Annotated in this window: 17 protein-coding genes; 9 read left to right on the top strand and 8 right to left on the bottom strand. The window is 46.9% G+C overall.

The genetic code is table 11. The features are described 5' to 3' along the window. Positions 1-442 precede the first annotated feature (442 nt). A complete protein-coding gene (locus ABC765_RS06250) occupies positions 443-1,441 on the bottom strand; it encodes a D-2-hydroxyacid dehydrogenase (protein ID WP_039945705.1) in 999 nt (332 codons plus the stop codon). Positions 1,442-1,855: 414 nt separating this feature from the next. Between ABC765_RS06250 and ABC765_RS06245 the strand changes: the two genes are divergently transcribed. Then, on the top strand, positions 1,856-2,302 hold the full coding sequence (locus tag ABC765_RS06245) for a shikimate kinase (protein WP_347979961.1): 447 nt from the start codon (positions 1,856-1,858) through the stop codon (positions 2,300-2,302). A 58-nt stretch (positions 2,303-2,360) separates the two neighbouring features. Here ABC765_RS06245 and ABC765_RS06240 read toward each other — a convergent pair whose 3' ends face one another. Then, positions 2,361-3,875: a glutamate--cysteine ligase gene (locus tag ABC765_RS06240; protein WP_347979960.1), complete on the bottom strand. Its 1,515-nt coding sequence runs from the start codon at positions 3,873-3,875 to the stop codon at positions 2,361-2,363. A 126-nt stretch (positions 3,876-4,001) separates the two neighbouring features. Further along, on the bottom strand, positions 4,002-4,988 hold the full coding sequence (locus ABC765_RS06235) for a LacI family DNA-binding transcriptional regulator (RefSeq protein WP_347953316.1): 987 nt from the start codon (positions 4,986-4,988) through the stop codon (positions 4,002-4,004). 215 nt (positions 4,989-5,203) lie between these two features. Between ABC765_RS06235 and scrK the strand changes: the two genes are divergently transcribed. Both scrK and ABC765_RS06225 read left to right on the top strand, forming a co-directional pair. Then, on the top strand, positions 5,204-6,079 hold the full coding sequence (scrK, locus tag ABC765_RS06230; protein ID WP_128512979.1) for a fructokinase ScrK: 876 nt from the start codon (positions 5,204-5,206) through the stop codon (positions 6,077-6,079). A gap of 134 nt (positions 6,080-6,213) precedes the next feature. After that, a complete protein-coding gene (locus tag ABC765_RS06225) occupies positions 6,214-6,996 on the top strand; it encodes a ChbG/HpnK family deacetylase (protein ID WP_347979959.1) in 783 nt (260 codons plus the stop codon). Between the two features lie 1,030 nt (positions 6,997-8,026). Here ABC765_RS06225 and ABC765_RS06220 read toward each other — a convergent pair. After that, complete coding sequence (locus tag ABC765_RS06220) at positions 8,027-8,812, bottom strand: ABC transporter permease (RefSeq protein ID WP_034540360.1); 786 nt, start codon at positions 8,810-8,812, stop codon at positions 8,027-8,029. Continuing rightward, positions 8,805-9,443 (bottom strand): ATP-binding cassette domain-containing protein, encoded by a 639-nt coding sequence (locus ABC765_RS06215; protein ID WP_347979958.1) that lies wholly within the window; start codon positions 9,441-9,443, stop codon positions 8,805-8,807. The genes ABC765_RS06220 and ABC765_RS06215 overlap by 8 nt, the downstream gene beginning before the upstream one ends. Before the next feature lie 143 nt (positions 9,444-9,586). Here ABC765_RS06215 and ABC765_RS06210 point away from each other — a divergent pair, with 143 nt between their 5' ends. The 3 genes from ABC765_RS06210 to ABC765_RS06200 all read left to right on the top strand — a co-directional run bounded on the left by ABC765_RS06210 (position 9,587) and on the right by ABC765_RS06200 (position 10,867). Further along, entirely contained in the window at positions 9,587-9,982 is a 396-nt protein-coding gene (locus tag ABC765_RS06210; RefSeq protein ID WP_347979957.1) for a hypothetical protein, read from the top strand. Positions 9,983-9,999: 17 nt separating this feature from the next. After that, positions 10,000-10,374, top strand: coding sequence for a VOC family protein (locus ABC765_RS06205; protein ID WP_347979956.1), 375 nt, complete (start codon positions 10,000-10,002; stop codon positions 10,372-10,374). Between the two features lie 145 nt (positions 10,375-10,519). Beyond that, positions 10,520-10,867, top strand: a complete 348-nt coding sequence (locus tag ABC765_RS06200) for a hypothetical protein (RefSeq protein WP_033935433.1) — start codon at positions 10,520-10,522, stop codon at positions 10,865-10,867. Positions 10,868-10,919: 52 nt separating this feature from the next. Here the strand turns inward: ABC765_RS06200 and ABC765_RS06195 are convergent, their stop codons facing one another. Beyond that, positions 10,920-11,087 (bottom strand): hypothetical protein, encoded by a 168-nt coding sequence (locus tag ABC765_RS06195; RefSeq protein WP_270641136.1) that lies wholly within the window; start codon positions 11,085-11,087, stop codon positions 10,920-10,922. Positions 11,088-11,101: 14 nt separating this feature from the next. Next, positions 11,102-13,855: a magnesium-translocating P-type ATPase gene (gene mgtA / locus ABC765_RS06190; protein ID WP_347979955.1), complete on the bottom strand. Its 2,754-nt coding sequence runs from the start codon at positions 13,853-13,855 to the stop codon at positions 11,102-11,104. A gap of 244 nt (positions 13,856-14,099) precedes the next feature. On the opposite strand from mgtA, the gene ABC765_RS06185 reads away from it, so the two are divergent. Next, on the top strand, positions 14,100-15,890 hold the full coding sequence (locus ABC765_RS06185; RefSeq protein ID WP_347979954.1) for a DUF2207 domain-containing protein: 1,791 nt from the start codon (positions 14,100-14,102) through the stop codon (positions 15,888-15,890). 132 nt (positions 15,891-16,022) lie between these two features. Continuing rightward, on the top strand, positions 16,023-17,012 hold the full coding sequence (locus ABC765_RS06180) for an amidohydrolase family protein (protein WP_347979953.1): 990 nt from the start codon (positions 16,023-16,025) through the stop codon (positions 17,010-17,012). Between the two features lie 91 nt (positions 17,013-17,103). Here ABC765_RS06180 and ABC765_RS06175 read toward each other — a convergent pair whose 3' ends face one another. Continuing rightward, positions 17,104-18,048 (bottom strand): phosphoglycerate dehydrogenase, encoded by a 945-nt coding sequence (locus ABC765_RS06175; protein ID WP_347979952.1) that lies wholly within the window; start codon positions 18,046-18,048, stop codon positions 17,104-17,106. A gap of 585 nt (positions 18,049-18,633) precedes the next feature. Here ABC765_RS06175 and ABC765_RS06170 point away from each other — a divergent pair. Next, complete coding sequence (locus tag ABC765_RS06170) at positions 18,634-19,857, top strand: IS110 family transposase (RefSeq protein WP_347979951.1); 1,224 nt, start codon at positions 18,634-18,636, stop codon at positions 19,855-19,857. Positions 19,858-19,868: the final 11 nt, after the last annotated feature.

Genomic DNA, 19,868 nt, shown 5'->3' with positions numbered 1-19,868 from the left:
TTAGGGCTGATTATTCTTGCTAAAATAAAATGTTTTTAAAAATTTAAAAAATACCGTAATAATTTGATGGATTTTAAATTTGAAAATAAATTCGCAAATTTAAAAAATAAGGTTGACATTATCTTGAACAGGGACTATTATAATAATCGTAAATTAAAAGTTGATAAGAAACAAAGCATTCTTAACGGAAAAGATTCGCTTAGAACTGCAATCCTGTAAGCATTAAGAGTCCATCTTATCAGATTTTAATTCTTCATTAAAACTGCGCATAATCTTTAAGATCGCGTACGAAAAAACGCCAGTGGCTTTTCAGTCACTGGCATTTTTGTTTTCATAATGATTAAATTACTGCCTAGTTCTTACGCAGCCGTCCGACGATTTACAATAATAAAACGTTGCCTGCCAGACGTCTCTGACAAGCAGCGTTTTCAATTAACGGCCTCTAGTAGCGAATCTCGTTGCGGGAACGGCCGCCATTGGCAATTGTAATGGCATCATTGGAGGCAATCTGCACCATATTGCGAGCCGCGGTCTGAGTAAAGAAAGCGACGTGAGGAGTAATGACCACGTTTGGCATGGCTGCCAGCTCTTTGTAGTCGGCAGGAACGTCTTTTTCGGCCACGTTGGTTTGACCAAAGAAAGTCGTTTCGTCAGCCAGCGTATCCAGACCGGCACCGGCAATCTCGCCATCTTTTAGGGCCTTGATCAAAGCAGATGTGTCGATTAAAGCACCCCGCGCCATGTTGATCAGGTAGGCAGTCTTTTTCATCTTCTTTAGTTCTTTTTCGCCAATCATACCCCGCGTGCTTGGCAATAGCGGTGTATGCAGGGAGATAATGTCGGCTTCCTTGAAGATGGTTTCCCGATCAACGTATTCGGCAAATGGTTCCAGGGCAGGGTCATAGGCGATGTCATTGACCAGAACGCGGGCTCCTAAGGCTTTGTAGATCTGCGCCGTAGCCGTACCGATGTGGCCGGCACCAATCAAGCCGACCGTGCAGTTGTAGATTTCATTGCTGATGAGCGTTTCATTCCAGCTGAAATCGTGGTTTTGATTCATGCGGGCATCAAAAATCCCAATGCGGCGCAGCAGATACATTGCCTGGGCGACTCCCATCTCGGCAATTGCACGTGGCGAATAGCTGGCAACGTTGGTAACGGTCAGATGGTTGGCCTTGGCGGCATCCAGATCCACCATGTCGACGCCGACCATGCGGCAGCTGATCTGCTTGATGCCGAAGCTGGCCAGTTTTTCGTAAACCGCAGTACTGCCCATTGAAGCAGTCTGCAGAACCGTGATGGCGTCGAAGCCTTTTGCCAGATCAACCGTTTCGTCATTGAGCGGCTCATCAACCATCTTGAGTTCGGTTTGCGTCTGTTGGGCCCATTTTTCAGCGTAGGGCTTTTCATATGGGTGCGTACCATACATTAGCACTTTCATTTTAACGATTCCCTCCTGAATTTATTTATAAAACGACTAATATTATCATATCACGAGTTGCATTGAATAAATAAAACGAATTACAAAATGTGATGAAAACATTTGCAAATGGGATTTTACTTAATAATCTTTAATGTTAAAGCCGTGTGCCGAATTGATAAACGATTTGTTAAAGAAAAAAACAAAGCAGATTAAGTCCGAGCGATCGGCTGGAACATATTGCGGATTAACAGCTTGAGTCGGCTAAAGCACCCTGCTTAATTTTATTAATCATTGATCAAGTGCTGATGCTCAATGATTGTTGTTTGTTTAATTTTACAAATATTAGTTTTAAACGATTGACATTTTAAGGTGGCTAAATTAATATAATGGCAATTCAATTAGAAAAATATTAGAGGAATGGAGGCATTCATTATGGATTTAGTCGTTGTAAATTTCATGGAAGATAACCAAGCAGGTGTCAGCCGACTGATTAGCGAGTTTCTACATCGTCCCGTTACGGATCTGAATCAGGAAATCGTTAATCTAAGTGGGCAGACGATGGACGAACTGACGATGAGCCGTGGTGAAGAAAACCTCCGTCAAATCGAACATGACGTTTTCGGTGCCAAGCTGGCGGAACGAAATGTCGTTTTAACCGCGCCAAGTCATGTTCTTGCTCGCTACGAAAACCTGAAGATGCTGCAGGAAACAGGAGCATTCGTCGTCGTATTGAAAGATCAAAAAAACGCGGACAAAACGTTTGAGGCGATGCTGGAACAAAGCTTTGGACATGATCGTATGATTGACGCGGCTGAGCTTTCAACTAAAGAAGCCGCCCGACGCGTTGCTGCTTGTTGGAGTACTCAAAAGGCTGCCTAGCCAGATAATTCGATTTCAAAAAAAGACTGATCGGCAAGATGCTGGTCAGTCTTTTTGATTATTGTTGATCATTATTGATTTTTAAAACTTCAGGAAAAAGCGAGAGCAGATACTCGCGCGGCCCGATCTGGTAGTCAAACGTAACGTGGATGGGGAAGATCTCCTCATGTTCTTTAAGCTGCAGATGCAAGTGATGCTGATCAAGCCGTACCTTGATTCCCAGCTCCACGGCTTGGCGAATGAGCGACTGCAGACTGGCAGAGCACTTGCCTTTCAATGCCGCTAATGGCTCGGTATATTCAGCAATGCGCTTGCGATCTGCCAAAGCGGTTGTGAGCCCAAATTCCAAAAGATCGCCTTGAGGACTGATGTGATCGAGCAATTGGCCACTCAGCGTCAATTTGGGATTTTCCAAGCGCTGTTCAGCCAGGTCCAGGCTCTTGGCATATTTATCCGGCAAGTCCAGCTGGGCAGCAGTAGCGCGCAGCTGTTTAATCAGTGGGGCAGCAAGCGGCTTGACCCAGGCAAAGACTTCGGCCGGGTGCTGCAGGGCAATCTGCTCATTGCGTTGGGCAGCCAGTTTTAGCTGTTCCGCTGTTTTTTCAGGAAGCGGCTGCAGCAGAGCATTGATCAAGAATAATTCCAAGAAGTTCAATGCGACTGGGCTGACCCGCGCCGGAGCAAACGGATCCAGGTCGAACGAACGAAATTCCAGCCGTTCGGTACCGTTATTCTGCAGGTCGGCCAGACTGTCGCCACGACCTTTTAAGCGGACAGGGCCGTAAAATTCATGCATCGAGAAGAACTGATGCTGATCAATCCGTTCCTTGAGCTGAGCAAGCTGTTTTTCAAATGAGTCATAGGTAATCTCCTCGCCTTTTTGGTTGGCATAGCCATATGAGCTGCTGCGAAGACTGCGAACCGGAAAACGCAGATCACGTGGTAGATTGCTTGGCAGATTGCCGGCAATTGGACTGGCCCCAAAAAAGTAGGTAAACAGCCAGCGCCACAATACAAAACTCTGGGCCAGCTTGAAGTTTAAAGCATTCTTAAAGTCGGCCAGCGTGGCGAAGTCCTCATTAAAACCGAAGTCCCACAGTGATTGCACCAGGGTTTGATTGATGCTGTAGTTGACATGGACGCCGGTAAAGATCTCCCGAGCCGTGCCATATTTTTGCTGCAGATAGTCGTGATATTCGGCCATCCAAAAGCGAGTGTTGAATGAACCGGCAAAGTCTAAATCATCTTTTGAAAAAGCAGGCGCGATGCTTAGCGGCCAGATGATCTCGTCAGCCTGCAGATGATCAGACACCAGCTGCTGGAGCATTTCAAGATTGGCCAGATTGGCATCGGTTCCCAATGTTGGCGTGCCGGAAATCTCCAGCATGTTGTCGGCAAAATCGGTTTTTAGATATGGATTATGCCGGCGTGACAAAAATTCGGCTGGGTATGGGTAGCGGCTGATGCGGCCGTCTTTTAGCAAGCGGTGCTCCTCCAGCTCTAATCCCATGTAGTTTTTTGTCAGCAGGCTGCTTAGCTCATTTTCGGCGATGATTTGACTTAACTTGCTCATAATGATGGTTCCCCCATATCGATAAATGGATGTTCGGAGATATTATAACGAAAAAACCAATTTTGTCTAATTATTTACTCATTTTATTTTAAAGAAGCTGGTCAGCTGCCGTTATGATCAAAAAAGCTAAGCCGTCTTGCCATTCCAGATGGTGACGGGCAGAACCACGGATTTAACGTTTTGACCGTTGATGCGTGCCTGCAGCAGCTGTACTGCCAGATCAGCCATTTCATCAATGGGCTGCTGAATCGTGGTCAGTCCCGGCAAAAGCAGGCGGGTAACGTTGCTTCCATCATAGCCGACAATCTTGAGGTCTTCTGGGATTCGCTTGCCATATTCGCTGGCCAGATTGATGATCGTGCTGGCATCGGTATCGTTAGCGGCAAAAATACCATCGACTTCAGGGTGTTCTTCAAAGATGCGGCGGAAAACCCGCTCTTTATCAATGGTACTGATGTTAAAGTCCAGATGGTAGGTAATGGCTGGCAGATTGTTTTTGGCCATCAGATGCTCATAAGCCTCGCGCCGTTTTTGCGTTGGCGTGTCCAATCCAAGCGGGCCGTTGGTGTGGATGATGTGGCGACAACCGTCATCCAACAGGCGCTGGGTCGCCAGCAGACCACCTTGATAGTTGTCTGAAGAAACCACCGGAATATTTTTACCGACAACCTGATCAATGGCCACGACTGGCAGATTGGCATGCTGATAGCCGATCAGACCACGATTTTGGGTTCCGACGATCAAACCATCGACTTGGTGCGTCAACAGCTGCTGGAGATAGTTTTCTTCTTTGGCAGGGTCGTTTTGGCTGTTGCCGATCAAAACCTTATAGCCATTGCGATAAAGCTGACGTTCCATCTCGGCTTCCAGCTGACTGAAAAACGGATTATCAACGGTAGGAAAGATCATACCGACCAGATCCGTCCGCTGCTTATACAGCTGGCGAGCGATGATGTTGGGGCGATAATCAAGTTCCTGCATTGCTTTTTGAACCTTGGCAATTGTTTTTTCGCTTAGGTAGCCGCGATGGTTCAGGACACGCGAGACAGTGGTCTTGGAAACGCCGGCCGCGGCAGCTACGTCTTCTAATTTAGGCCGATGATTGGCTTCCATATTAGGCATTCCTCCATTATTCGTAAAATTGCTTAATCTTCATGTTACACGTTTTCATGAATAAAAGCCATTCGTGAGCGGATATTTGCTGTGAACTGATGAAATAATCACTGACAACCGGTTGACAGTCATGATAGGAAGCGTTAACATAATAGCCGTAGAGAAGTGAAAGCGTTTTAAAATGACGCTCAAATAAGGATTCAGAGGTGACATTTATGTTGTTAGGAAGCATTGAGGCCGGCGGGACAAAATTTGTATGTGCAGTAGGGAACGAAGACTATCGCATCATGGACAGTACCAAGTTTCCAACGACGACACCTGCAGAAACCTTGCAAAAATGCATTGACTACTTTAAGCAATTCAATGATCTGCAGGCGATTTCGATTGCTTCGTTTGGCCCAATCGAGATTCGGCGCAACTCACCAAAGTACGGCTACATTACCAACACGCCTAAACCGGGCTGGGCCGATACTGATTTTGTTGGGACGCTGAAAAAGGCCTTTAACGTACCGATTGCCTGGACGACTGACGTCAACGGGTCGGCATACGGCGAATACGTCTTGTCAACGCTGTTCAACCAGCGGCTGCGCTCTTTGGTCTACTTTACGATTGGAACTGGTGTTGGCGGCGGCGCGGTTGTGGATGGTCATTTTCTTGGCGATCTGGGACACCCGGAAATGGGACACATTCGCGTAAAGCGGCACCCTGATGATCTTGATTTTCCAGGCATCTGTCCGTTCCATGGCGACTGCCTGGAAGGTCTGGTCAGCGGGCCGACTTTTGAGGCACGGACAGGAAAGAAGGGTCAAGACGTGCCACTTGATGATCATGTCTGGGATATTATGGCCTACTATGTTGCTCAAGCTGCCCTCGACACGACTTTGATGATGCGGCCAGGGAAGATCATTTTTGGCGGCGGCGTAGTCAGTGAGCCGTTTTTGGCAAAAGTGCGGGATGAATTTGCCAAGCTGTTGGACAATTACGTTGAAGTAGGTGATCTAAAGGACTACATCACAATGCCGCTGGCGAAAAACAATGGCTCAGCGACGATCGGCAACTTTGCGCTGGCATTGAAGGCAATTCTTGAATAAATAAACAAAATGTTTCGTAAAGATACTCCAGCAAACTGAAATGCTGGAGTATTTTTGTTTTTTCGGTAATCCAATAATGATATTATTACTCATTAGAAAGGTTGAAAAGGTTTAAAGGACGGAGGAAACGTTGAATGAAAAAGATAATTGTTCGTGCTGATGATCTGGGATACTCATGTGCCGTCAACTACGGAATCTATGAGGCAACGCATCGTGGCATCGTTAATAACGTCTCGCTGATGGTTAATCTGCCATTCAGCGAGCATGGCTGGGACCTGTTAAAAAACGAACCAGACACTGATATTGGACTCCATGTCGTAATCTGTGCGGGGAAACCGCTGAGCGATCCAAAACTGGTAGCGAGTCTGGTGCAGGAAGATGGGAGTTTTAAACGTTCGCAGGTCTATCACGATGCTTTTGAACAGGGAAAAGACATTGTTGATTACGAAGACGCGGTCAGAGAAGTCGAGGCTCAATACGAATGCTTCGTAGAAATGACCAAGCGCGAGCCGGACTATCTGGCCGGTCACACGGTATTAAGCCTTAATTTTATTCGGGCGCTGCGTGACGTGGCCAGCGAGCATCAGATTCCATATTTAAGCTTTGACGTTGAGCATGAGGTTGAGTTTCAAGGTCAGAAACTGACGCCATTTATGGAAGATTTCAGTTTGGATTATGATCCAGTGGCAACGCTGGCGCACGTGCTTTCAGTAGCTGACAAGCGTCCACATGTGATTCCTGAACTGATTTTGCATCCCGGCTTTTTGGATCAGTTTATCCTGCAGCATTCACATCTGGTCTACCCAAGAACGCTGGATGTTGAAATGGCAACCAGTGGCCAGGCAATTGAAATGATTGAGCGACACGATGTTCAATTGGTTCGCTATTCCGAGCTGGCCGACTCAGCCAAAGCATGACGTCTAGACTAGGGATAAGCATGGGCAAAGCGAAAATTGGGAACTAAAGTACGGTTCAGCTGGAAATCGTTGCTGAATCTGGCTTAAATGCTTAATCAAACAGCAATCATGCAGGATCTTTTTAGCTGCATATCAGCTGAGCACATGATGAGTTGGCAGATTCATCGGCGGCTCAGCTTTTTTATGCTTAAATTTTGATGATACTGAATTTCAATATAGCAGTATGAATTTACCTTAACTAAAAGCATAAAATAAATCGAGCGGCAGTTGCAGTTGATAAAAATGACAATTATTACTAGGTGAAGCGACTTGATTTATCAAACGGAGAGTTTTTATTGGCAACTGCGATTAGTAATGCTGGTGATTAGCGTTAATGGCTTGATCTATGATAGTTGAAGCAGCGATTTCAGCAAAATTGATTGGTTCGTTCTATCGCAGGCATGCGAGCGTATCTTTCTACCAGTCAATTACGCCTCCGTGGGTATGTGGGTGTGTCAATTGTGAAGCAAATCGAGTCTTGGTCAGCTTGAGGGGCGGAAATTACCTACTTTACGCTGATTTTGAGCCTGAAGTAGGTAATGAATATTTTGGTTAACCTAACTTTACCTACTTTTGATGGCTTTTCCTCAAATCGTAGGTAAAAATGCATATTTTGGGGGTGATTGGGCCAGACCGACTTTGTGAATTACCTACTATTGCGGGATTTTTGTTAAATAGTAGGTAATGTTAGGGATCCCTAATTGGATATACACTGACTTTTACCTACTATGCATCGCTTTTTTGAAAAAAGTAGGTAATGATGGTTTTGTCATATATTAATATGCAGGACTTTTTGTATAATAGCCGCAATTGAGAAATCAGTCATTACCATAAGTTGAATCATCTGCTGTCAATAGCGTGTCTTCAGCAGACGATGAGCTGATTGGCAAAGCACTGTAACGATAAAAGAGGGCACCTCGCCAAGCAGCGGGATGCCCTCTTTTTAAGCCTTAGTCTCAATAATATTTCTAACTTAGTACGACTTTTTTGGCTATTTTTGATTTTCCTTTGCCAAACGGTCAATCAATTGCAGATCGTCTGAGAAGAAGCGATGGTAGGCGATGTAGCATGAGCATACCGATCCCAGACTGGTAGCCGAAAGCAGCATGAAAACGACCATGATCTGATATTTGATCGCGTATACTGGGTCCACGCCGGCAAAGATCAAGCCTGACATCATCCCTGGCAGACTGACGATGCCATAGGTTTTGGCAGAGTCGATCGTTGGCTGCATACCGGTCTTAATGCAGGCTCTCACAATGTCGCCGCAAGCTTGAAAGGCAGTCGCGCCAAGGGCAAGCCGTTCCTCAACCGCTTGATGCATGTCATGAAATTTGGTTTTCATCTGCCGATAGCAAAGACCGATGGCAACCATTGAATTGGAGGCGATCATTCCGGCAATCGGCACGATCTGAGAAGGGATAAACTTGATGGCTCCAGACCAAACCAGACCGCCCATCGTAATGCCGGTACTGATCAAGATTGCCAAAAAGGATGGCCAAAACAGCTTAGGAATGCCACTGCCACGGCCGGCCGCGTTATGAGCCGCGTTAAAGATGATGATGAGCACCATGGCCCCGGTAACCAGAACGTTATTGAGCGCGAAAATGTACTTGAGAAGATAGCCGACAATCGTTAGCTGAATGATAGCCCGGACGACGCTGATGATCATGTCGCGGTTCAGTCCCAGCTTTTGACGATATGAGATAAACAGAGCAATCAGTACCAGTCCGGCGGCATAGACCAGGCTGATGTTGTTGACGTGAACGCTATTCATTGATTTGGCCTCCCTTAACGGTAATGATCTTTTCTGCCTTGGCCAGTTCATCAGGATCATGGGTAATGGCTAAAATAGTGCCGGTTTGACGATAATTGGCAATCAGCTGATGGACGATCTGCTTGTTTTGCGCGTCCAGGCCGGTCGTTACCTCATCCAGCAGCAGAATCGCTGGTTTAAACATCAGATTACGGATCAAAGCCACGCGCTGCTTCTCGCCGCCGGATAGACTGGCAATGCTTTTGGTCAGGTAGTCCTTGGGCAGATTGACCTGATCCAAAAGTTCCTGCTGTCGATTTCGGTCAGGAGCCTGATTGCGAATCTGAAATGGGAAATCAAGATTGTCGCCGACCGTTTCGCCAAACAAGACGGGCTGTTGAAAACAATAGGAGACGTGGCGGCGATATTCCTGGGGCGGCATCTGAAAGGCATTTTGTCCTTGATATAAGAGCTCACCGCTGCTGGGCGATAAAAGACGCGCACAGATTTTTAGAATCGTGCTCTTGCCAGCTCCAGAAGGCCCGGCTAATGTGATATAGGCTCCTTTGGGTACGCTTAGATTGATGTTTTTTAAAAGCGTTTTTCCCTGCATAGTCAAGCTGATTTGACGCAGTGTTAATATGTCAGCCATTTTTTTCACCTCAATAGATTGTTTAAGCATATTTAGATTCTATCTTTTTCAGATGAGCAGCTCAACAAATTGAACCTGTAGGCGCTATCAAAGATTTGCGATATAATATCTTTATTAGGCAGATAAAGTTTTGGGGGAAAATCATGCGAAAAACCATTAATAAAAGCACAACAGAATTGCCAATCAGTCTTGACCCAAAGCCGGCTGAACCATTGCAAAATCTGAGTCAAAATCCCAGTGAGTACGATCATGTCTACGTGCGGGCATTTTCGGGCGTTGAGTTTATCATTTTAATCAGCGTGATCATTCTATGCCTTTTCTATCGATTTGGGCTGGCACTGGCAGTGTTGCTGGGCGGTTTGCTGTTTTATCAAAAAGTCGGCATCCGTGATCCTAAAACCGGTCAGTCATGGGTCGTAGCGCGCAAAAAATGGCACCAATACTGTCGCTATAATAACATCGACTGGAAACGGTGGCGTGAGCAGAGCCGAGCAGAGGCGGTTGCGGCGCAGATCAAGAAACGGCAAGCCAAACAATAGTTGATAAGGAGTTTATTATGTTACAGTCAATGAATTTAATGATCTATGTCGATGATGTCGAAAAGGTAGCCGCTTTTTTTGAGCAGGCAGCTGGGACGCCACGGATCAGTGAAGAAACGATGATCGACGGTTCAAAGGCGATTACGGTCCCGGTTCTTCCTGAAGCCAGTCTCCAGTTTTACAGTCGCGCCTTTATTCAGAAATACTCGCCGGAAGTTGCGCTGAACTCGCCTTCAATCATGTTTTATGTTGACGATCTGGCGTCGGCACATGCCAGACTGCTGCAGATGGGCGCGACCGTTAATGAAATCGTTTTGGTAGGCAGCCAGCAGACGTTCAATTTTGCCGATCCAGAGGGCAATTGGTACGCGATTGCTGAAAAAGAAGTTTAGGATCCGGCTGCCTTTAATCATGGCTGAATCCTGATCTTGACGGCAATTGACAGATAAATAAAGCGATACCCGATATATTTATCCGTACAAATATCTGATCTTGAGCTATAATTAGAGTACAAATAAAGCTTAGGGGATGGATATCATGAATAAGAATAAGCTGCCGCTGCAAAGCGATGCTACGATGGAATACGACCGACCGTTTGAGCGCTTGATTCCGGTTGGTCAGTTTCTCTTTTTGATGCTGGCCTTGGCATTTGCGCTGTTCATGCAGTTTGCTCTGGCAGCCGTTTTATTGGTATTGGGCCTGGCTTGCGGCATTCGCGTCTCAATTCGTGATCCTAAAACGGGGCGGTCATGGAGCGTGCCGCGGCAAAACTGGCGGCGCTACTGTGAATATAATCGAATCGATCGTCACAGTCTAAGACAGCAGATGAACGTGGCCGCCATTAACGAAGCCATTAAGCAGCGAAAGGCTCAAGCCGCTCGCTAAATGAAAGTCAAACAAAGAACCGCACCGACTCAGCCAGTCAGTGCGGTTTTACTTAGTTCTGTTTTAGTTGGGAATGACTTTGAGCTGGATGCTTTGATGGCCGTTTTTTAGGCGGCAGCAGCCAGCAGATCAGGTTCATCAACGCAATGATTGCCAAGACGATCAGCAGTCCGATCCAAAAATCATGAGCCGGATGAAAAGCAGTTAATAAAGTCATCATGATGATCACCTTCCTTAAAGCAGCTCGCCATAGTGACGAATATAAGCTTTCTTGATGCTGGTGGCTAAAAGCATGTAGCAGATTACACAGGGGATCAAGTACCAGAAATAGCTGTCTGGCAAGGCGACAAAGCCGATTGCCCGGCCAACTGCAGTGAACGGAATCAAGGTTGCCAGGGCAATGCCAATCGTTGAGAGCAGAATCAGTTCAGCAGAGGCACGACTTTGAATGAAGGGGATCTTAGGAGTTCTGATCATATGAATTACCATCGTCTGACTCCACATTGACTCGACAAACCAGCCAGCCTGGAACATGCCGACGTATTTAAGCTGCATGGCCGCTAATACGGCACCGGAGAAATGCGCCGGCAGATCGGTATAAAGAATGCCATGGGAAACGAATAATGGACAGAAAATAAAGTACATAAACAGGTAGGTTGTCAAATCAAAGACTGAGCTGGTTGGCCCCATCCAGATCATAAAGCTGCCAATCGAAGAAGCATCCCATTCGCGCGGTATCTTGAGATAGTCAGCATCGACGTTGTCCCAAGGAATGGCGGTACAGCAGCAGTCATAGATCAGATTGAGCAGCAGCAGGTGAATACTCTTCATCGGTAAGAATGGCAGCAGCGCGGCAGCAATCAAGACGGAAAAAATGTTCCCAAAATTGGAAGAAGCCGTCATCTTGATGTACTTGATCATGTTGGCATACGTCTTGCGTCCTTCCACGATGCCACGCTCCAGAATCATCAGGTCTTTTTGCAGCAGGATAATGTCGGCCGATTCTTTAGCCACGTCAACGGCATTATCAACGGAGATTCCGATATCGGCTGCTTTCATGGCTTCTGCGTCATTGATGCCGTCCCCCATGTAGGCAACGGTATGGCCTTTAGCGCGCAGGGCAGAGACGATGCGGGCCTTCTGATCGGGAGTCAGTTTGGCAAAGATCTGCGTTTGTTCGACCTGCGCGGCTAGTTCTTGATCTGACATCTTGACTATCTCTTCACCCAAAAGCAGGTGGGTGACCGACATACCGACTTCTTGACAGACGGTGGCCGTAACCTTGTCGTTGTCGCCAGTCAGAATCTTGGTGGTGACGCCATGCTCCAATAAGGCTTTTAGCGCGCGCCCCGTTGATTCTTTTGGCGGATCCAGAAACGCCAGGTAGCCCATTAAAACCATGTCTTTTTCATCTTTGGCGCTTAAAACGTCAATTGGCGCCGGATCGGTTTTCTGTGCCAGAATCAGAACTCGAAAGCCTTTGTCGTTTAAACGATCAACCGTGGCCTTAACTTGTTTTTGCAAGGCGTCATTGAGCGGCTGGACACCGGTTTTGGTTTCGGCATAGCTGCAGACGCTAAGCATTTCTTCAACCGCGCCCTTGGTTACCATCTGCCGCTTGCCGTTTGGATCCTTGACGACGATACTGAGTCGCCGCCGCTTAAAGTCAAATGGAATTTCGTCGATCTTAACGTAGTCGTTTTCAAGATCCTGCAGTTCGGGATGCGACTCGGTGTCCTCGGCTTTGGCAATGATAGCCTTATCCATCACGTTTTTATAACCAGTTTGAAAATAGCTGTTTAAAAAGGCATGTCTTAAAACACGATCATCGGCTTGACCATCAATATTCCAATAACAGTCCAAGACGATCTTGTCCTGAGTCAGCGTGCCAGTCTTATCAGTACAAAGAATGTCAGCGGCCCCAAAGTCTTGAATCGAATTAAGATTTTTGACGATCGTTTTTTTGCGGCTCATCGCGATGGCACCCTTGGCCAGACAAGTAGTAACGATCATCGGCAGCATTTCTGGCGTCAGCCCAACCGCCGTTGAGATCCCAAACAAGAAAGCCTCCAGCCAGTCGTGCTTGGTCAGACCATTGATCAAGAATACCAATGGCACCATGACCATCATGAAGCGGATCAAAACCCAGCTGACGGAATTGACGCCCTTGGTAAAGTTGGTGGTGACCTTTTCTTTGGCGACGGCCCCGGCCATTGAGCCAAACATTGTGTCTGAGCCGACTTCAATGACCAGTCCCAGCCCGCTGCCTGAGATGACGTTGCTGCCCATCAGCGCGATATTTTCGTAATCAGTAATCTGATCTTTGGACGTCTCATCAGCCGCGCTTTTTTCAACGGGACGGCTTTCCCCAGTCAGCTCGGAACGATTGACGAACAAGTCGGTGTTTTCCAGGATTCTCAGATCGGCGGGAATCATATTGCCGGCTGAAAGATGAACGATATCGCCGACCACGACGTCATTGAGATCAATGTCTTTTTCCTGACCATTGCGCGTAACGGTACAGGTCGTCTTGATCATTGCCAGCAGCTTGGCCGTTGCGTTGCCGCTGCGGTATTCCTGAACAAAGCGCAGCAAGCCGGAAAGCATGATCATCGTAACGATAATGACGACCGTGGCACAGGTGAAGTTTTCTGGCCGGCTGCCAAATAAGGAAAAGTAGGGAAAAATCATATCGGTAAACGTGGACACGATTGCCAAAATCAATAGAATTGCCGTGAATGGATTAACAAAAGCGCTGATCAGACGCTTGCCAATTGACGGCTGGTGCTGCTGCTGCACGTGGTTGGCTCCGAACAGCTTGCGGCTTTGCGCTACCTGCGAATCATTTAGGCCTTGTTGACTGGTGTTGAAATGTTTGAAAAGCTCGGCTGGCGAATGCGTTGCTGCATAGTCAACGCGTTTTTGCCGAGCCTTTTGCGCCGCGACTTGATCGGAGGCGGCGTCAGCATGATTTTTTTGCCTGCTCATTATTAAAGCCTCCTTACTGATAAAGATCGCTTTCATCTGATTTTGCCTTTATTTTAGCGCGTTTTTCGCAAGCGGTTTCAAGAAATCTGAATAAATAGACAGTTATGGGGAATTGTATCAAAATATTTATTCCTATCTGATGCTCGATAGTAAGGACGTTGATAGCAGTTTTTTATAGTAGGCTATTTTAAAAAGCGCGGATTTGGTAAAATTAAAGAAAATATTAAGAAACGGGGGCAGGCGAATGAAAAAGCAGAATGCCTGGCTGCTAGGATTTTTGGCTTTGATGCTGATCATGCTGGAGCCAGTCGTGGGTCATGCGGATGGCGACTTTACCATCAAGCATTACCAAGTGAACGTTGACGTGTTAAAAAACGGCGATGCGGATCTGACGCAAAGGATTACTTATGATTTTGACGGTGATTTTCATGGCGTTTATTATAATCAAGACCTGCAAGGCATCGGCAAGGCTGATCAGATCTCGGCAGCCGTGGAGCAGAACGGTAAGCTGACTAACCTGGCGCTCAGCCAATCCGGTCAGAATAATACCGTTAAGGCCACGCAGAGCGCAGACTGGCTCAAACTCAAGGTCTATCATCAAATCAGCGACGCGGAAGCAACCTTTATCTATCACTACCGGCTGCATGGCGTGATTACCAGTTATCAGGATACGGCCGAGTTGAATTGGAAGATTATTGGGACGGGCTGGGATGAAGCACTGCATGACGTTTCAATCACCATTCAGCTGCCGGCTAAAAACGTTGACTCGCTTAAAGCCTTTACGCATGGTCCATTAAACGGCAAAACGTCAGTCAAGAAGCGGCAGGGTCAGGTTAAGATGACGGTCGACCGCGTGCCGGCCAATCAGTTTGTTGAAAGCCACCTGCTGTTTGCCAATGCCGTCGTACCGCAAAACGATAACCGAGTCGCCAAAAAGGTCCTGGCTGCTAAGCTAAAGCAGGAGCAGCAGCTGGCAAAAGCGGCCAATGCCAAGCGCGCCCGGGAAAAAAGACGGCGACAGCTTTTCAAAATCGGCTATAGTACCATTTGCGGCATCAGTATCTTAGCTTATGGCTGGTGGCTGATTAAAAAACATCCCCAGCGATCCAAGCAGCCGCCACTGGTTCATTCTTTTGAGATTCCGCCATATCCAGTTGAACAGGCCTACGTGATCGATAAAAATCAACAGCCTGACGCGCGCGTACTCAGCGGCTATCTGATGCAGCTGGCAGGTGAATATAAGATTGCAATCAGCAAGACTGAAAACGACGACTATCGATTTACCGTCAAAAAACCGGCCGTTATTGCCGAAAATCAGCTGCTTAAGATTATGTTTAGCGATTGCGGGGACGGCCAAAGCTTTACGATCCAGCAGCTGAAAAAATGGAGCAAGCAGCGCAAGCACGCTAAAAAGATCGCGAAAGCCTTTGATCAATGGTCGCAAGCCAGTCTGGAAAGTGCCAGAAAAACCGGCTACTATGATGCCGACGCGGACCTGTTCAAGCAGATTGGCATCTTTTGGCTGATCGCCGAGCTTTTGCTGATTTTTGGGATGATTTTTATCGTCGCTGGCTGGATTTTCAAAATGATCGTAGGGCTGATATTTGCAGGCGGCTTTGGCTGGGGAATTATATATTACCGCCAGCTCCTGCCATATACGCCAAAGGGGCAAAAAATGAAATATGATTTAGACTGCTTTATTCTCATGCTCAAAGATATTGGCGACTTCAAGCTCAAAGAAGTTGGCGACATTGTTTTATGGGAACAGATTTTGCCATATGCGACGGCGTTTGGACTGGCCAAAAAAGTTATTCGTGAATTAAGGCTTTCGTTTGATGAAGCTGAGCTTAATGATACGCTTTTAATTACGTATCCATGGATTTTTGCCAGTGATCCTTGGACGGGCATGTTTGAAAGCACTTTTGAAAAAGCATTGGATACCGGCAACTCATCATCATCAACTGGCGGCTCGGGTGGCTTTTCAGCCGGCAGTTCCGGTGGCTTTGGCGGTGGTTCAGGCGGCGGAGCGTTTTAAAACGGCCGCTTTGCCAATAACGTCGCTCTTAAATTCGGGAGCTGTCAGTCCGTGTTGTTAGCAGCGAACCATGCTTATCACGGCTGCAATTGGGTAGGCGACGTTAGACACTCTGAATAGGAGAGGATTGCTTTGAAAAAAATTGAAGGACATATTCACTTGATTCGGGCGATGGCCGGCTCTAAAGGACAAGGGCGCTTGAGTCCATTGGGCAATGGCTATGCGATCTGGGACGATGGTGAGATTATTCACCTGCTGCCAGCGGGATGGGGCGACGATGATTTTCGCGTGGAAAAATATCTTCCCATCATGGCGGCTGAAAATATCGAAAAGGCCGTTTTACTGCAAGGAACACTGAACGGCTATCAAAACTATTACACTTATCAAGTCATCAAACGATATCCTGATCGCTTTATCGGCGCGTTTGCCGTGGATCCATTCGCTGAGCGGGCGATGGCAATCGTTAAACGGCACGTTGAAGAACTGGGCTTTCGGGCCATTAAGTTTGAGATCAGCCAAGCAGGCGGCCTGCATGGCTTTCATAAACCGTTCCGCTTGGATGATGACGTTCATGTTGGGCAGATTATGCATTATCTGGCTGACTATCCGGGATTTGTCGTAACCGTTGATTATGGTGACGATACCCAGACCAGCTATCAGCCCGAAGCCATCGTTAATCTGGCCAAGCGCTATCCCAAAATGGATTTTGTCGTTTGTCATCTGTCATTTCCCAACGCTGATCATCTGGAGCGCTTGGCAAACGTTTTGCGGCAGTTTGCACCGCTTAAAAACATCTATCTGGACATTTCAGCAATCCAAGATATCGATGGGGAAAAGCCGGCTGACTTTCCTTATCCGCGCTGTCAAAAAACGGTCGCGCTGGCCAAGCAGATCGTTGGATCAAAGCGCTTGATCTGGGGGACTGACTCACCATGGTCGGCAACGTTTAATACCTATCATCAGCTGGCTGTCTGGTTGGAGCAGACTGATCTGTTCAATGATGCCGAGCTGGCTGATGTTATGTACAATAATGCCAATCGGGTCTACTTTAAGGCCGCCAACGTTGCTGCTGCCCAAGCCGCTGAAGATCCAGTCGTTGCTCAATTCAAAAAATCACGCTAAATAAAACGCGCTGTCAAGCTGTTTAGCCGATAGCGCGTTTCTTTTTGGTTATAGATAATAGACAGATTATTGATTCTTGACTATGATTCATTTAATCAATGCCTAATGGCTGATTGACGCTCCACAGCGGTTTTTCGCCATTCAAAACGCGCACGACCTCGCTGGCGGCATCAACGGCCATTCGATCCATACATTCTTTGGTGTTGCCGGCACAATGCGGCGTCAGCAAGACATTGGGCGTGCTGAACCAGGGATCGTCTTTGGGCAGCGGTTCTTGATCAAAGACATCGACCGCAGCGGCAGCAATCGAACCGGTTTTAAGCGCGGCCTGCATTGCTGCTTGGTCAACCAGAGCGGCCCGACCAAAGTTAAGCAGGACGGCCGAATCTTTCATCATGTCAAACTCACGCTGGCCAACGCTTCTGGTAGTTTCTGGCGTAACCAGCATGTTGAGCGAAATGATGTCAGCCTCCTTAAAGACCGTGTCGCGATCAACCATTTCGGCATTGCCGTCTGAACGGTTGGATGGCGTGTAGGCGATGATTCTCATGTCAAGGGCGCTGGCTTTTTTGGCAATCATGCGGCCGATGCGACCATAGCCGACAATTCCCAGCGTTTTGCCGGCCAGATCAAACCCCTGATGAGCAAACGTCCATCCCCAGTCACCCTGGCGCAGGTGCTCAGTGGTGGGAACCAGATTTTTAGAGATTGCCATCATGGCTGTCAGAGTTGATTCCGCAACCGTTGAGGCATTGGCGTTTTTAGCGATGGTTACCCAAACGCCTCGTTTAGCCCAGAATTCAGAATCGATATTGTCGTAGCCGACGCCATGGCGGGCAATGACTTTTAATTTGGGCAGCAGATCGGCTAAGGTGTTGGGAAATGGTTCCGTCATCAAAATAATGCCATCTGCTTCCGCGGCTTCCTTAACCAGGGCAGCGGCGCTTTGGCTTTTGGTCTCGATCAGTTCAAAACCGCGGCTGGTCAGATAATCCTTGCCAGCCTGCGACATAATGCTTGGTACGGCAACTTTCATTCTCTCTCACTCTTTTCTTGGTTAAGGTGGTTAAAATCAAATATCAGCGGCTAAATGCAGCCGTGTTTGCGTAAATCTTAAAGAAAATCGCCTTAAAAGTCAATTTGCGGTTTACGCTGTTGGTGCGGCGCTCATCTAATCAGGATCTGTCTAAAAGCAAATTAGAAACTTTACAAAAATAATACCCAAAAACCGAATGAATCTTTACAATGCCTCGTTAGACTAATTAATGTTGAGAAAGCTTTTAGCGGTCTCACAATCCATTCAGGTTCTCTCTAAACTGCAGGTCTCGCTGTCAATGGCGAGGCTTTTTATTTTATCCAAACAAAACATACTAATCTAGTGTTGGATGATTACTCGACGGAGTAGTCGTTCAACACTTTTTCTTTTACTATGTAAAGTGGAGATGAAGCCAATGCCGTGGAGCTCTTGGACACATGATGTCGTAAACAAAACTGGCAGCTTCACCATTCAATTGAGAATCTCGTCTAAGTATGTTGGCTGTTAAAGTCCGGTTGAGAAAATTAGATCTGATTGAATTGGGTGAAGGCAGCTCATCTCCAAGTAAAGCGGAGGTTTATTCTTATGGATTTATTGAAAACTGTTTTCGGTATTGATGTTAGCAGCCGGAAGTCTAACGTATGCATTATGGTCAATGGCCAAAAAGTTAATGACTATGCCATCTCCAACGATATGGTAGGCTTCAATCAGCTGCTAGATGATCTTAAACAGGTTACCAACCCGCAAATTATTTTTGAAGCAACTGGCGTCTACTCCAGAAGACTTCAGGCGTTTTTGGACATGCACGAATTACGCTATGTCATGATGAATCCGCTGGAAGCCAAAAGAAAGACAAAGGATGACCTGCACCAGAACAAGACCGATAAGCTTGATGCCTTGTGCCTTGCCAAGCTGCAGTCTGAGCACCCACAACGGCTGGCCTATGTTCAAAGCGAAGAATATCAAGAATTGATGGCCAACAACCGCATCTACGAGCAGGCTTCGCACGATCTGATAACCAACAAGAATAGACTGCACAAAGCCATTCAGCTCACTTTCCCAGAGATTGAGCACCTAATGGCTAATCCGAGAGGAAAAAACTACTGGAGTATTGTTCTCAGATTCCCGCACCCTGATATCGTATTAGAAACAAAAGAAGCCGATATCATCGACTTCTTAAAGAGCTTATCTGGTATTGGTGAAAAACGTGCCAATGATCTGGCACAGAGGCTTATCCGGCTGGCTAAGCTCGCATGCCCAGCTGTCAAAAAGAGCAGTGCTTATGTTCGTGGCCTTGAAATGGCCATTAACAACATCCTAAGCGCTGAAGAAGAGTGCCAGACTGCTTTAAAGGAGATGACCAAGCTCGCTCCCAAGCGGGATCTGGAGATCCTTAAAAGCATTCCTGGCATCGCCGAAAATACTGCCTTGAGAATTATTAGTGAGCTCGGAGATATCAGACGCTTTAAAAACCCTAACCAATTAAATGCCTTCGTTGGCGTTGACCCTCAGATTTATGAATCTGGCAACCTTGCGGCCCACCTGTCAATTTCAAAGCGCGGGACAGCTATTGGCAGAAAGGTGCTGTACTTGGCCATAAACCAAATTCAGTCGGCTAAGAAAGCGGGAAACCCTTGTCATATTGCGGATTATTACGAGAAACGAAAACGGTCTTCTGAGACTGCAAGTCACAAGAAGGCCGCTATCGCATCGATCCATAAATTATTACGGACGATCTTCGCTTTAATTAAGAATGATCAATTATATAGCTATGACGTAGCCAAACATAACCAAAGACTTTTGTCATAAAAATTGATCCA

Origin of the sequence: Limosilactobacillus sp. WILCCON 0051 (assembly GCF_039955095.1) — a bacterium.
Taxonomy (GTDB): domain Bacteria; phylum Bacillota; class Bacilli; order Lactobacillales; family Lactobacillaceae; genus Limosilactobacillus; species Limosilactobacillus allomucosae.
This window is presented reverse-complemented; position numbering and strand designations above follow the sequence as displayed.

Bases quoted from the DNA above. Each gene is read 5' to 3' on its own strand.
- ABC765_RS06200 (WP_033935433.1), top strand. From the start codon at position 10,520: ATGAATAAGAATAAGCTGCCGCTGCAAAGCGATGCTACGATGGAATAC.
- ABC765_RS06240 (WP_347979960.1), bottom strand. From the start codon at position 3,875: ATGAGCAAGTTAAGTCAAATCATCGCCGAAAATGAGCTAAGCAGCCTG.
- mgtA (WP_347979955.1), bottom strand. From the start codon at position 13,855: ATGAGCAGGCAAAAAAATCATGCTGACGCCGCCTCCGATCAAGTCGCG.
- ABC765_RS06185 (WP_347979954.1), top strand. From the start codon at position 14,100: ATGAAAAAGCAGAATGCCTGGCTGCTAGGATTTTTGGCTTTGATGCTG.
- ABC765_RS06205 (WP_347979956.1), top strand. From the start codon at position 10,000: ATGTTACAGTCAATGAATTTAATGATCTATGTCGATGATGTCGAAAAG.
- ABC765_RS06175 (WP_347979952.1), bottom strand. From the start codon at position 18,048: ATGAAAGTTGCCGTACCAAGCATTATGTCGCAGGCTGGCAAGGATTAT.
- ABC765_RS06170 (WP_347979951.1), top strand. From the start codon at position 18,634: ATGGATTTATTGAAAACTGTTTTCGGTATTGATGTTAGCAGCCGGAAG.
- ABC765_RS06235 (WP_347953316.1), bottom strand. From the start codon at position 4,988: ATGGAAGCCAATCATCGGCCTAAATTAGAAGACGTAGCTGCCGCGGCC.
- ABC765_RS06225 (WP_347979959.1), top strand. From the start codon at position 6,214: ATGAAAAAGATAATTGTTCGTGCTGATGATCTGGGATACTCATGTGCC.
- scrK (WP_128512979.1), top strand. From the start codon at position 5,204: ATGTTGTTAGGAAGCATTGAGGCCGGCGGGACAAAATTTGTATGTGCA.
- ABC765_RS06215 (WP_347979958.1), bottom strand. From the start codon at position 9,443: ATGGCTGACATATTAACACTGCGTCAAATCAGCTTGACTATGCAGGGA.
- ABC765_RS06195 (WP_270641136.1), bottom strand. From the start codon at position 11,087: ATGATGACTTTATTAACTGCTTTTCATCCGGCTCATGATTTTTGGATC.
- ABC765_RS06245 (WP_347979961.1), top strand. From the start codon at position 1,856: ATGGATTTAGTCGTTGTAAATTTCATGGAAGATAACCAAGCAGGTGTC.
- ABC765_RS06210 (WP_347979957.1), top strand. From the start codon at position 9,587: ATGCGAAAAACCATTAATAAAAGCACAACAGAATTGCCAATCAGTCTT.
- ABC765_RS06220 (WP_034540360.1), bottom strand. From the start codon at position 8,812: ATGAATAGCGTTCACGTCAACAACATCAGCCTGGTCTATGCCGCCGGA.
- ABC765_RS06250 (WP_039945705.1), bottom strand. From the start codon at position 1,441: ATGAAAGTGCTAATGTATGGTACGCACCCATATGAAAAGCCCTACGCT.